Origin of the sequence: Mesorhizobium sp. M7A.F.Ca.AU.002.02.1.1, from assembly GCF_003998535.1 — a bacterium.
Classification (GTDB): domain Bacteria; phylum Pseudomonadota; class Alphaproteobacteria; order Rhizobiales; family Rhizobiaceae; genus Mesorhizobium; species Mesorhizobium ciceri.
The window spans coordinates 1-12,526 of sequence record NZ_RZPB01000097.1 but is presented as its reverse complement, the minus strand read 5'-3'; the positions used below and the strand labels follow the sequence as shown (position 1 = coordinate 12,526).

Here is a 12,526-nt window from a genome sequence, read left to right as displayed (position 1 = left end):
GCGCTGGGCCGAGCGCTGCAAGACGGCGTTCGGCGACCAGCCGGGCAAGGCGATGTTCGGCATCGTGCAAGGCGGCGACAACGCAGCGCTGCGGGTGCGATCGGCGCAGGCGCTGAGCGCGATGGAGTTGAAGGGCTATGCGGTCGGCGGCCTGGCCGTCGGCGAACCGCAAGCGGTGATGCTCGAGATGCTCGACATCACCTGTCCGGAGCTGCCGGCGGACAAACCGCGCTATCTGATGGGCGTCGGCACGCCTGACGATATCCTGAAGTCGGTGGCGCGCGGCATCGACATGTTCGACTGCGTGATGCCGACACGGGCCGGCCGCCACGGCCTCGCCTATACAAGGCGCGGCAAGGTCAATCTGCGCAACGCCCGCCATGCTGACGATCCGCGCCCACTCGACGAGGAAAGCGACTGCCCGGCCGCCCGTGACTACTCACGCGCCTATCTGCATCATCTGGTGCGCTCGCAGGAAGCGCTCGGCGCCATGCTTTTGACGTGGAACAACCTGTCCTACTACCAGAAACTGATGCAGGACATCCGCGCTGCGATCGAGGCTGGCACCTTCGAGGCGCGCGGCGCCGAAATCACCGAGGGCTGGGCGAGGGGCGATATCCCGTTGCTGTAAGGCCTCAAGTGCTGAGCGAATTCGAGGCGCGCAGGCTGCAGCCGGTGATCTGGAACGTGCCGTCGGGCTGCTGCTGCAGCGTATAGACCGCCTCGTAATCCTTGCCATCGGGGCCGACGATCAGCACCTGCTGGACGATCGAACCCGGACCGGTCTCCTCGACCTTGCCGAAGGAATAAGTCTGCGGCTTGCGCACCGGCGGATAGCCGTTGGTCACCATGTTCATGAAGGCATCGACGGTCGGGAAGATCCGCTTCACATTCGGGGCGGCGAAGCTGTAGGCGGTGGCGCCGTCATTGGCGATGAGGGCCTTTAGCTGACCGTCGATGACGGACTGGCCTGCCTTGATCTCGGCATCGCCGGCCAATGCCGACGACACGCAGAGGAATGGAACGACTGCGAATGCGAAAAAGGCGCGGCGCATGGCCTGTCTCCGTTGTCCCGCGAAACATCTTCCCTTGAAATGGTGCTGTCCGAAGACGCATCATAACATACGCTTGGCAGCGCATCGCGGTTTCAGCGATCGCGAATAATCGCTGGCGCTCGGCGGCAGGTTGCATGCTGGCGGAGAGCTGCGGCAGGTCGCAGCCCAGGCCTGGGCCGGCAGAGTACGGATTCCAGCGCTTGAAAGCCCGCCTCCAGTCTGCCAGAAGGGCCGCTGGACTTGGACGTTTAGCGGGACGAAGCCATGAAGGCGTTTTTCGTGCAGATCAAATGCGAGCTCGGCAAATCCTATGAGGTTGCCAGCGCGCTTGCCGATGCCGAGATCGCCTCGGAAATCTACTCCACCGCCGGCAACTACGATCTGCTCGCCAAATTCTATGTCGACGACGAGGAAGACGTCGGCCATTTCGTCAACGAAAAGGTGCAGATTCTCCCCGGCATCAAGGACACGTTCACCGTCGTCACGTTCCGTGCTTTCTAGCCGGTAAACGCATTTGCCCGGGCACGAGGCAAAGGCTGATCAAGGTCATATTTCAGCTGCCTCAATTTTAGGCAGGCGCAACATACTGATCGCCCGTATCTCCCAAATCACCGATTGCGCTTGATTTTCTCCGGCGACGCCAGTGAAATGGCGTCACAGGGGAGTATGCGATTGGCAGCGTTCGATGAAATGCTTCCGGAAGTCTCCGGATTGAGAAGACCGTATTCGGCGTATGATCGCTGGCTGAAGGAGCAGGATCCAGCCAGGCTGACCGAGAAGATGCAGGACGCTGAACGCGTCTTCCGCAAGACCGGCATCACCTTCGCCGTCTATGGTGAGCAAGAAGCCTCCGAGCGGCTGATCCCGTTCGACATCGTTCCCCGCATCATTTCAGGCAATGAATGGCGGCGCCTCACGCAGGGCATCGAGCAGCGCGTGCAGGCGCTGAACGCCTTCCTCGACGACATCTACCATCGCCAGGAAATCCTGCGGGCAGGGCGCGTACCCAGGGAATTGATCGCCAGGAATGAGGCATTCCTGCCGGAGATGATCGGGGTCAGGCCGCCGGCCGGCGTCTATACCCACATCATCGGCGTCGACATCGTCCGCATCTCGGAGGACGAGTTCTACGTGCTGGAGGACAATGCGCGCACGCCGTCCGGCGTCTCCTACATGCTGGAGAACCGCGAGACGATGATGCAGCTGTTCCCCGAGCTGTTCCAGAAGATCAAGGTGCGGCCGGTGGAAAACTACCCGCAGCTTCTGCGCCAGTCGCTGGCGGCGGTGCGGCCGCAAAGCACCAAAGGTGCGCCGACCATTGCGGTGCTGACGCCCGGCAGCTTCAATTCCGCCTATTTCGAACACGCCTTCCTTGCCGACCAGATGGGCGTGCAACTGGTCGAAGGCCAGGACCTGCGCGTGGTCGACGGCCATGTCGCCATGCGCACGACGGAAGGCTACAAGCAGATCGATGTGCTCTACCGCCGCGTCGATGATTCTTTCCTCGACCCGCTGACGTTCCGTCCGGATTCCGCTCTCGGCATACCCGGCATCATGGATGTCTATCGCGCCGGCAACATCACCATCGCCAATGCGCCGGGCACCGGCATAGCCGACGACAAGGCGATCTATTCCTACATGCCCGAGATCATCGAGTTCTACACCGGTCGCAAGGCAATCCTGGGCAACATTCCGACCTGGCGCTGCTCGGAGCCCGACAGCCTGAAATACGTGCTCGAACACATCGACGAGCTGGTGATCAAGGAAGTGCACGGTTCCGGCGGCTACGGCATGCTGGTCGGGCCTGCGGCAACCAAGAAGGAATGCGAGACCTTCGCCAAGAAGTTGGCGGCCAAGCCATCGAATTATATTGCCCAGCCGACGCTGGCGCTGTCGACATGCCCGATCCTGACGGAAAAAGGGCTGGCGCCGCGCCACGTCGATCTCAGGCCCTATGTGCTGGTCTCCGACCGCATCCAGATCGTGCCTGGGGGCCTCACACGCGTCGCGTTGAAGGAAGGTTCGCTGGTTGTGAACTCGTCGCAGGGCGGCGGGACGAAAGATACTTGGGTGTTGGATGATTGAGACGAGTGAGTAGGGAATAGTCAGTAGTCAGTAGCGGAAATAGAGGGACAGGAAATGCCATATTTCATTGAGATTCAATTGCTTAATATTCACTGCTCACTATTCGCTACTCACTAGCCCGAAGGGCCACTTCATGCTTTTAGGCCGCACCGCAAACGGGCTCTATTGGATGAACCGCTATATCGAGCGGGCGGAAAACATGGCGCGCTTGGTCGATGCCGGCCTGCGCATGGCGCTGACCCGCACCCAAAGCGCCTCGGAAGAGTGGAATTCGGTGCTGCTCAGCGCTGGTTCCGACGTCACCTTCAGCCAGAAATATTCCGACTATACCGCCGCCAATGTCGCCGACTTCCTGTTGCGCGACACGTCGAACCCATCGAGCACGATGTCGTCCATCGAGACAGCCCGCAACAATGCCCGCATGGTGCGCACCGCGCTGACGCGCGAGACCTGGGAAAGCATCAACGAAGCCTGGATGGCGCTGAAGCGGATGCTGGCCAAGCCGATCGACGAGCGCGACCTGCCAAGCGTGCTCGACGCCATCAAGCGCGAGACGGCGCTGATCCGCGGCTCGTTCTACGGCACCATGCTGCGCAACGAGATCTTCGACTTCTCGCAACTCGGCACTTACGTCGAGCGCGCCGACAACACGGCGCGCATCCTCGACGTGAAATATTATGTGCTGCTGCCGTCGATCTCCTGGGTTGGCTCGACGCTCGACAATTATCAGTGGGAATCGATCCTGCGTTCGGTCTCGGCGCATCGCTCCTATCGCTGGGTCTACGATGCTGATTACAAGCCGACCAACATTGCCGACTATCTGATCCTCAATGTCCGCATGCCGCGTTCGCTGATGTTCTGCTATCGCTTCCTGTCGGAGCATCTGAAATTCCTCGGCGACGATTACGGCGAGCGCCATGCCTGCCACGCAACGGCCGAGAAGACGCAGACAATGCTGAGAGCCGGGTCGATCAAGGATATCTTCGATACCGGGCTGCATGAATTCCTGGCCAATTTCATTCGCGACAACACCAAGCTGGGCGACGAAATCGCACAAGATTATCGGTTCAATTGAGCATGGTCCCGAAAGGTGGAGCCGGTTTTCTTAGACAAACGGAAACCGTTTGTCCGGAGATCGCGCTCACAAACGGAATAGAAGCATGCGGCTGAAGATTACCCACCGAACTGAGTACCGTTACGATACGCCGGTGCACTATCTGTTGCAGCGGCTGCGGCTGCTTCCAGTCAGCGGGTCGACGCAGACCGTTCTGTCCTGGGCTCTGGCGATCGAAGGCGCGCGCGAAGAGGTCCGCTTTGTCGACCATTTCGGCAACGACACAAGGCTGTTGAGCGTCGAGGGCGAGCGCGACTTCATCACGGTGGAGGCGTCGGGCGAAGTGGTGACGCGCGACACCGCGGGCGTCTCGGGGCCACACCAGGGCTTCACGCCGCTCTGGCTGTACAGCCATGAGACACCATTGACGGTGATCGGCAGCGGTATCCGCGAACTCGCCGCATCGGTTGGCAAGGGCAGCGACATCGAACGGCTGCACCGGCTGACGGCTGTCATCGGAGAGCGCGTCGCCTACACGCCCGGCACGACCAATGCGACGACGCCGGCGGAGGAAGCCTTGGCGCTCAAGACCGGGGTCTGCCAGGATCATACCCATATCTTTGCCGCCGCCGCCCGTGCCATGGGCTTTCCGGCCCGCTATGTCAGCGGCTATCTGATGCTGGATGCGACGGTCGAGCAGGCGGCCAGCCATGCCTGGGCCGAAGCGCATGTTTCGGGTCTCGGCTGGGTTGCCTTCGATGCCGCCAATGGCATCTCGCCCGACGAGCGCTATGTAAAGGTGGCGACGGGCCGCGATTACCGCGACGCCACGCCGGTGTCGGGAATTCGGCTGGGACAGGCGGAAGAACAGCTTGCGGTCACCGTCACGGTGGAGCAGTAATCCTCCGCAAGATTGCTGCCGAGCGGTTCATCGTTTCAAGGAACCCCGAACCGCTCTATCCCTTTGTTTTAACGCAATTCCGGACGGAAAACCGCTTCACACTTTTCCTGGAATTGCTCTAGAAGAGATTCCATGACCTATTGCGTTGGCCTGAAGATCGATCGCGGGCTCGTGTTCATGTCCGACACGCGCACCAATGCAGGCATGGATTCCATCTCCACCTTTCGCAAGATGCATGTCTGGGAAGAGCCGGGCGAACGCGTCATCGTTTTGATGTCGGCGGGCAATCTGGCGACGACGCAGGCCGTGGTCAGCCTGCTTGACGAGCGCACCAAGGCAATCTCCGAAAGACATTCCACACTGCTCGAAACGCCGTCGATGTACCAAACGGTCCGCATTGTTGGCGACACGGTCAAGGAGGTCATCGCCAATTCGTCACCCGCTGGCGAGAAGGCGGATTCCTATTTCAATGCGTCCTTCATCCTCGGCGGTCAGATCAAGGGCAGCGAGCCGCGCCTGTTCATGATCTATCCCGAAGGCAATTTCATCGAATCGACCGATGACACGCCGTTCTTCCAGATAGGCGAGACCAAATACGGCAAGCCGATCATCATCCGCGCCTACGAAAAGACGATGAGCCTCGCCGAGACGGTGAAGCTGCTTTTGGTGTCGTTCGATTCGACGTTGAAGTCGAACCTGTCTGTCGGCTTGCCGCTCGACCTGCTCTTCCTGGAGAAGGACGCTTTCAAGGTCGGATTGAAGAAGCGGATCGGCCAGGACGACCAGTATTACCGCACGATCTCCGATGGCTGGTCGAATGCGCTGAAGACGGCTTTTGCCAGCCTGCCGGATTTCCCTGGCTAAGGCGTGCGGCATCTCTTGCTGGTTGCATATATTTCACGCGTTAATTAATAAGAGACCAACCGCGACGGATGGTAGCGATGGATCATGTCGGGAGGACAGGATGAACAATGATGATTTCCGGCAATGGTCGCGGCGCGCCGCCGACTGGGGCGTTGACTATCGCAACAATCTGCGCGACCGCCCCGTGCGGCCACTGGTAGAACCCGGCGCCATTTCTAGAAGCATCGAGGTTTCGCCGCCCGAAGACGCCGAACCGATGGACCGGATCTTCGCCGATTTCGAAGAGAAGATCCTGCCGGGAATGACCCATTGGCAGCATCCGCGCTTCTTCGCCTATTTCCCGGCCAATGCGGCGCCGGTTTCGGTGGTGGCGGAATATCTGGTTTCGGCGATGGCCGCGCAATGCATGCTGTGGCAGACGTCGCCGGCGGCGACCGAACTCGAAACGCGCACCGTCGACTGGATGCGCCAGGCGCTCGGTCTGCCGGAAGGCTTCTCGGGCGTAATCCAGGATTCAGCCTCATCGGCGACGTTGGCCGCGGTGCTGACCATGCGCGAACGGGCACTCGACTGGCAAGGCAACAAACAGGGCCTGGCAGGGCAGGCGCGGCTGCGCATCTACTCCTCCGACCAGGTGCACACGTCGATCGACCGGGCGATCTGGGTGTCCGGCATCGGCGAGGACAATCTCGTGCGCATTCCCGTCAGCGGCCGCTTTCGCGCCATGGACACGGCCGCGCTCGAGGCGGCAATCGTCGCCGACCGGGAAGCCGGCATGCTGCCGGCGGGCATCATCGCTTGCGTCGGCGGCACCAGCACTGGCGGCACCGACGACATTGCTGCGGTTGCCGAGGTGGCACGGCGGCATGGGCTTTATCTCCATGTCGATGCCGCCTGGGCGGGATCGGCGATGATCTGTCCGGAATATCGGCATTTCTGGACAGGCGTCGAAGGCGCCGATTCGATCGTTTTCAATCCGCACAAATGGCTGGGCGCTCAGTTCGACTGCTCGATCCAGTTCCTGCGCGACCCTGAAAGCCATGTCAGGACGCTGGCCATCAAGCCGGATTATCTGAAGACGCACGGTCATGACGGCATCATCAACTATTCCGAATGGTCGGTACCGCTCGGCAGGCGATTTCGCGCGTTGAAATTATGGTTCCTGCTGCGCGCCCATGGCCTGGAACGCCTGCGCACGATGATCCGCAATCATGTCGCGTGGAGCGAAGGGCTGGCGGCGCGGCTGGCAAGGGAGCCGGATTTCCAGATCGTCAGCGAACCGATGCTGTCGTTGTTCTCGTTCCGGCACAAGACCGCAACCGACGGGGACGAGCACAATCTGCGCCTTGTCAATGCGATCAACGACGATGGCCGCATCTACCTGACGCAGACGAAGGTTGATGGACTGATCGCAATCCGGTTCCAGGTCGGACAGTTCGAGGCGACCGCCGCCGATGTCGAAACGGCTTTTGTGGTGATTACTGAAATCGCACGTGGCCTGGGTCGCTGATTTCGTTAGCCGGCTTATGCCTTTTCATCGGTTTCGTTTTCGACTATAGACAAGAAAAACGAAAACGGGAGGTTGCCCATGTATCTGTCGCCGCGCCATGCCGAGATTATCCAGATGGCCAAGGATCACGGCCGCGTGCTGGTCGATGATCTGGCCAACCACTTCAATGTGACGCCGCAGACCATACGCAAGGACCTCAACGATTTGTGCGATCAGCGGCTGCTCTCGCGCATCCATGGCGGCGCGCTGTACCCCTCCGGCATCGAGAACATGGAGTATGAGGCGAGACGCAAGATTGCCGCCGACGAGAAGGAGGCGATCGGCCGTGCGGCAGCCAGGCTGATCCCCGACAACGCCTCGCTGTTCATCAACATCGGCACCACGACCGAGTCGGTCAGCAAGGCGTTGCTCGATCACAACGGTCTCATGGTCATCACCAATAACATCAATGTTGCCAATAGGATGCGGATATATCCGTCGATCGAAGTGGTGATCGCCGGTGGTGTCGTGCGCGGTTCCGATGGCGGTGTGGTCGGCGAGGCGGCGGTCGATTTCATTAGGCAGTTCAAGGTCGATTACGCGGTGATCGGCGCATCCGCCATCGACCATGACGGGGCCTTGCTCGACTTCGATTTTCGCGAGGTCAAGGTGGCGCAGGCGATCATCGCCAATGCAAGGCATGTCATCCTGGTTTCCGACCAGACCAAATTCGAGCGAACCGCACCGGTGCGCATCGGCCATCTGTCGCAGGTCAACACCTTCATCACCGACCGCTGCGACATCCCCTCGGTGCGCAAGATCTGCCAGGAGGCCGAGGTTCAGCTGATCGAGACGTCGCTCGCCTAGGCGGTTTTCAGCTGATATCACGCGCCCGTGATATTTCGTTTGACATTCGTTATCATTTCGAAATAATTCCGACACGGTTTCGTAAAAGCCCAAAAATGGTGCAATGCGAAATCGCTGGAGGAATTTGTGGACGCATCTCCGATCCGTGACATTTTCGTCATAGGCGGCGGCATCAATGGCTGCGGTATCGCCCGCGACGCCGTCGGGCGTGGCTTTTCCGTCTTTCTCGCCGAGATGAACGACCTCGCCAGCGGGACCTCCTCGGGCTCGACCAAATTGATCCATGGCGGCCTGCGCTACCTCGAATTCTACGAATTCCGCTTGGTGCGCGAAGCGCTGATGGAGCGCGAGGTTCTGTGGAAGAACGCGCCGCACATCATCTGGCCGATGCGCTTCGTGCTGCCCTATGCCAAGGGCCTGCGCCCGGCCTGGCTGATCAGGCTCGGTCTCTTCCTCTACGACCACATTGGCGGGCGCAAATTGCTGCCGGCGACCCGGACGCTGGACATGGCCAGGGATCCGGCCGGCAAGCCTTTGAAGCCGCTATTCAAGAAGGCCTTCGAATACTCGGATGGCTGGGTCAATGACGCGCGGCTGGTGGCGCTGAACGCACGTGATGCCGCCGACCGCGGCGCAACGGTCCGCACCCGCACGAAAGTGACCGGCGCGCGCCGCGAAAACGGCTTGTGGACGGTCCAGGTCGAGGATCTGCAGACCGGCGAGACCGAGGAGATCAAGGCGCGCCTGCTGGTCAATGCCGCTGGACCCTGGGTCGATCATGTGCTTTCCGGCGTCGTCGGCCTCAACGATGTGCACAATGTCCGCCTCGTGCAGGGCAGCCACATCGTCATCGCCAGGAAGTTCGACGATCCGCGCGCCTATTTCTTCCAGAACAGGGATGGTCGCATCATCTTCGCCATTCCCTACGAAGAAGAGTTCACCCTGATCGGCACCACGGACCAGGATTACCCCGGCGATCCGCATGACGTGAGGATCAGCGACACCGAGATCGACTACCTCTGCGCCGCGGCAAGCGAATATTTCGCTGAAGCCGTCAAGCGTTCGGACATCGTCTGGACCTATTCGGCCGTCCGTCCGCTCTATGATGACGGAGCCTCCAAGGCGCAGGAAGCGACGCGCGACTATGTGCTCAAGGCCGATGGCGGCGAGGGCGCCGCCCCGATCGTCAACGCCTTTGGCGGCAAGATCACCACCTATCGCCGGCTGTCGGAATCGATGCTGGAAAAGATCGAGGGTTTTCTGGGTAAACGCGGCAAGCCGTGGACGGCAAACGCGCCGTTGCCGGGCGGCGATTTCCCGGCCACCGGTTTCGATGCCGAAGTGGCGAAACTGAAGACCGCCTATCCGTTCCTCGACGCGCGCCTGGCTCGCCGGCTGACCCGGCTCTACGGCACCCGCGCAAGGATGCTGTTGGGGCTGGCCAAATCGAACGTCGATCTCGGCCGCAACTTCGGCGCCGATCTCTACGAGGCCGAGGTGCGCTATCTCGTTCAAAACGAATGGGCCGTCACATCGGAAGATGTATTGTGGCGCCGTACCAAGCGCGGTCTGCATCTCAGCCGCGAGCAGGTGGCGGCTCTCGATGAATTCATGCACGGCATAAGCCGGCGCCATGTCGCGGCTGCCGAATGAAGAGGGGTTTGAGCTGATGCGGAAGGCCTGGGAGGAGGCGTCATGCTGGAACTGAGAAACGTCACCAAGACGGTCGGTGCGGTCGCGCATATAAGCGATGTGTCGCTGACGCTCCAGCACGGCTCGCTCAATGTCCTGCTCGGACCGACGCTATCCGGCAAGACCAGCCTGATGCGGCTGATGGCCGGCCTCGACGTGCCGACCTCCGGTTCGATCTGGTTCGACGGCCAGAATGTCACCGGCGTGCCGGTGCAGAAGCGCAAGATCGCCATGGTCTACCAGCAGTTCATCAACTATCCGGCGATGACCGTCTATGAGAACATCGCCTCGCCGCTCAGGGTGGCGGGAACCGATCAGGCGAAGATCGACAAGGAAGTGCGCCATGCCGCAGCACTTCTCAAGCTGACGCCCTATCTCGACCGCACGCCGCTGAGCCTGTCCGGTGGCCAGCAGCAGCGCACCGCACTGGCGCGCGCCATCGTCAAGAACGCCAGCCTGGTGCTGCTCGACGAACCGCTCGCCAATCTCGACTACAAATTGCGCGAGGAACTGCGCGCCGAATTGCCCAGGATCTTCGCCGCCGCCGGCACCATCTTCGTCTACGCCACGACCGAGCCGCACGAAGCGCTGCTGCTCGGCGGCAACACGGCGACGCTTTCCGAAGGGCGCATCACCCAGTTCGGACCGACCATCGACGTGTTCCGCAAACCGGTCGATCTGGTGACGGCCAAGACTTTCGCCGACCCGCCGCTCAACACCATCGTGCTGGCCAAGAAAGGTGGGGATTTCCTGCTCGAGGGTGGGGTCAAACTGCCGGTGCCCGCCGATCTCGCCGGCATTGCCGATGCCATGTACACGGTCGGTTTTCAGCCGCATCACCTGTCGCTCGATCAGCCCAATGCCGCCGCTGTGCCGGTGCGCGCCAAGGTGACGATCACCGAGATCACCGGCTCGGAAAGCTTCATCCATCTCGATTTCGCGGACGCGCGCTGGGTCATGCTGACCCACGGCATCCGCGACTTCGAACCCGACGCCGAGGTCGAGGTGTTCATCGATCCGCGCCACATCATGGTCTTCGACGAGCACGGCCGTGCCGTGGCCGCGCCGAAGCTGGCGGCTTGAGGGGAAAGATATGGCACGCATAGACGTCAACCATGTCAGGCATTCCTATCTGCCGAACCCTCGGAAGGATGCCGATTTCGCGCTCAGGGAAGTGCACCACACCTTCGAGGACGGCGGCGCCTATGCGCTGCTCGGGCCATCGGGCTGCGGCAAGACCACGCTGCTCAACATCATTTCGGGATTGCTGCACCCGTCGCACGGTCAGTTGCTGTTCAACGGCAAGGACGTGACCAATTTGTCGACGCAGGAGCGCAATATCGCGCAGGTGTTCCAGTTCCCGGTCATCTACGACACCATGACCGTCTACGACAATCTGGCCTTCCCGCTGCGCAATCGCGGCGTGCCGGAAGCCGATGTCGACCGCAAGGTGCGCGAGACGCTGGAGATGATCGACCTGGCGTCCTGGGCGAAGAAGAAGGCGAGGGGCCTGACCGCCGACCAGAAGCAGAAGATCTCGCTCGGCCGCGGGCTGGTGCGCTCCGACGTCAACGCCATCCTGTTCGACGAGCCGCTGACCGTCATCGACCCGCATATGAAATGGGTGCTGCGCTCGCAGCTGAAGCAGCTGCACCGCCGCTTCGGCTACACCATGGTCTATGTGACCCACGACCAGACCGAGGCGCTGACCTTCGCCGACCAGGTCGTGGTCATGTATGACGGCGGCATCGTCCAGATCGGCACGCCAGCCGAACTGTTCGAACGGCCACGCCATACCTTTGTCGGTTATTTCATCGGCTCGCCCGGCATGAACGTCATGCCGGTGGCCATCGACGGCAAGACGGCGACGCTCGGCTCGCAGCGCATCGAACTGCCGGGCGCGCCAAAAGCGGGCAGCGGCGCCATCGAACTCGGCATCCGTCCCGAATATGTCCGGCTTGGCCGCGACGGCATGGCCGTGCAGGTCAGCAAGGTCGAGGATCTCGGCCGCCACAAGGTGGTCCGCGCCAAGCTCGAAGGCCGCGAGATTGCGGCCGTCATCGGCGAGGACGAGACCGTGCCAGCCGATCCGAAGGTGCGGTTCGAGCCGGCCGGCATCAACATCTATGCCGATTCCTGGCGCGTCGAGATGGGGGCATAGATGGAAAAGACCTGGAACAACAAGGCCTGGTTCCTGGTGCTGCCGGTGCTGGTGCTGGTGGCGTTCTCGGCGGTCATCCCGCTGATGACCGTCGTCAACTATTCGGTGCAGGACACGTTCGGCAACAACGTCTTCTTCTGGGCCGGCACCGAGTGGTTCGAGGAACTGCTGTCTTCCAGCCGCTTCTGGGAAGCGATGGTCCGCAACCTGATCTTCTCCTTCATCATCCTGGCGATCGAAGTGCCGCTCGGCATCTTCATCGCGCTCAACATGCCGAAAAAGGGCTGGGGCGTGCCGGTCTGCCTGGTGCTCATGGCGCTGCCGCTGCTGATTCCGTGGAACGTCGTCGGCACCATCT

General features: G+C 61.2%; 12 protein-coding genes and 1 pseudogene. 12 read left to right on the top strand and 1 reads right to left on the bottom strand.

The annotated features are described in order from the left end of the window. Positions 1–631 (top strand): tRNA guanosine(34) transglycosylase Tgt (locus EN879_RS09065; protein ID WP_127274016.1); only part of this gene is annotated, 631 nt, incomplete at its 5' end. Between the two features lie 4 nt (positions 632–635). Here the strand turns inward: EN879_RS09065 and EN879_RS09060 are convergent. Then, positions 636–1,055 (bottom strand): DUF4864 domain-containing protein, encoded by a 420-nt coding sequence (locus EN879_RS09060; RefSeq protein WP_063167942.1) that lies wholly within the window; start codon positions 1,053–1,055, stop codon positions 636–638. 264 nt (positions 1,056–1,319) lie between these two features. On the opposite strand from EN879_RS09060, the gene EN879_RS09055 reads away from it, so the two are divergent. The 11 genes and pseudogenes from EN879_RS09055 to EN879_RS09005 form a co-directional block, all read left to right on the top strand. Next, the gene (locus tag EN879_RS09055; RefSeq protein WP_010909609.1) at positions 1,320–1,556 is read left to right on the top strand and encodes an Lrp/AsnC family transcriptional regulator; all 237 of its coding nucleotides are present in this window, start codon (positions 1,320–1,322) and stop codon (positions 1,554–1,556) included. A gap of 171 nt (positions 1,557–1,727) precedes the next feature. Continuing rightward, positions 1,728–3,140 (top strand): circularly permuted type 2 ATP-grasp protein, encoded by a 1,413-nt coding sequence (locus EN879_RS09050; RefSeq protein WP_024503502.1) that lies wholly within the window; start codon positions 1,728–1,730, stop codon positions 3,138–3,140. A gap of 133 nt (positions 3,141–3,273) precedes the next feature. Beyond that, complete coding sequence (locus EN879_RS09045; protein WP_024503501.1) at positions 3,274–4,215, top strand: alpha-E domain-containing protein; 942 nt, start codon at positions 3,274–3,276, stop codon at positions 4,213–4,215. 85 nt (positions 4,216–4,300) lie between these two features. After that, positions 4,301–5,095: a transglutaminase family protein gene (locus EN879_RS09040; RefSeq protein ID WP_063167943.1), complete on the top strand. Its 795-nt coding sequence runs from the start codon at positions 4,301–4,303 to the stop codon at positions 5,093–5,095. 132 nt (positions 5,096–5,227) lie between these two features. Beyond that, a complete protein-coding gene (locus tag EN879_RS09035) occupies positions 5,228–5,959 on the top strand; it encodes a peptidase (protein ID WP_013531816.1) in 732 nt (243 codons plus the stop codon). 100 nt (positions 5,960–6,059) lie between these two features. Further along, positions 6,060–7,469 carry an aspartate aminotransferase family protein gene (locus EN879_RS09030; protein ID WP_063167944.1) on the top strand — a complete coding sequence of 470 codons (1,410 nt, stop codon included), beginning with the start codon at positions 6,060–6,062 and terminating at the stop codon, positions 7,467–7,469. Between the two features lie 78 nt (positions 7,470–7,547). After that, positions 7,548–8,315, top strand: a complete 768-nt coding sequence (locus EN879_RS09025; protein ID WP_013531814.1) for a DeoR/GlpR family DNA-binding transcription regulator — start codon at positions 7,548–7,550, stop codon at positions 8,313–8,315. A 126-nt stretch (positions 8,316–8,441) separates the two neighbouring features. Beyond that, a complete protein-coding gene (glpD, locus tag EN879_RS09020) occupies positions 8,442–9,968 on the top strand; it encodes a glycerol-3-phosphate dehydrogenase (protein ID WP_013531813.1) in 1,527 nt (508 codons plus the stop codon). A 42-nt stretch (positions 9,969–10,010) separates the two neighbouring features. Next, positions 10,011–11,090 (top strand): ABC transporter ATP-binding protein, encoded by a 1,080-nt coding sequence (locus tag EN879_RS09015; RefSeq protein WP_063167945.1) that lies wholly within the window; start codon positions 10,011–10,013, stop codon positions 11,088–11,090. Positions 11,091–11,100: 10 nt separating this feature from the next. Then, entirely contained in the window at positions 11,101–12,168 is a 1,068-nt protein-coding gene (locus EN879_RS09010) for an ABC transporter ATP-binding protein (RefSeq protein WP_013531811.1), read from the top strand. After that, a pseudogene (locus EN879_RS09005) lies at positions 12,169–12,526 on the top strand (sugar ABC transporter permease); the annotation flags it as partial.

Bases quoted from the DNA above. Each gene is read 5' to 3' on its own strand.
- EN879_RS09060 (WP_063167942.1), bottom strand. From the start codon at position 1,055: ATGCGCCGCGCCTTTTTCGCATTCGCAGTCGTTCCATTCCTCTGCGTG.
- EN879_RS09055 (WP_010909609.1), top strand. From the start codon at position 1,320: ATGAAGGCGTTTTTCGTGCAGATCAAATGCGAGCTCGGCAAATCCTAT.
- EN879_RS09045 (WP_024503501.1), top strand. From the start codon at position 3,274: ATGCTTTTAGGCCGCACCGCAAACGGGCTCTATTGGATGAACCGCTAT.
- EN879_RS09040 (WP_063167943.1), top strand. From the start codon at position 4,301: ATGCGGCTGAAGATTACCCACCGAACTGAGTACCGTTACGATACGCCG.
- EN879_RS09035 (WP_013531816.1), top strand. From the start codon at position 5,228: ATGACCTATTGCGTTGGCCTGAAGATCGATCGCGGGCTCGTGTTCATG.
- EN879_RS09030 (WP_063167944.1), top strand. From the start codon at position 6,060: ATGAACAATGATGATTTCCGGCAATGGTCGCGGCGCGCCGCCGACTGG.
- EN879_RS09025 (WP_013531814.1), top strand. From the start codon at position 7,548: ATGTATCTGTCGCCGCGCCATGCCGAGATTATCCAGATGGCCAAGGAT.
- EN879_RS09015 (WP_063167945.1), top strand. From the start codon at position 10,011: ATGCTGGAACTGAGAAACGTCACCAAGACGGTCGGTGCGGTCGCGCAT.
- EN879_RS09010 (WP_013531811.1), top strand. From the start codon at position 11,101: ATGGCACGCATAGACGTCAACCATGTCAGGCATTCCTATCTGCCGAAC.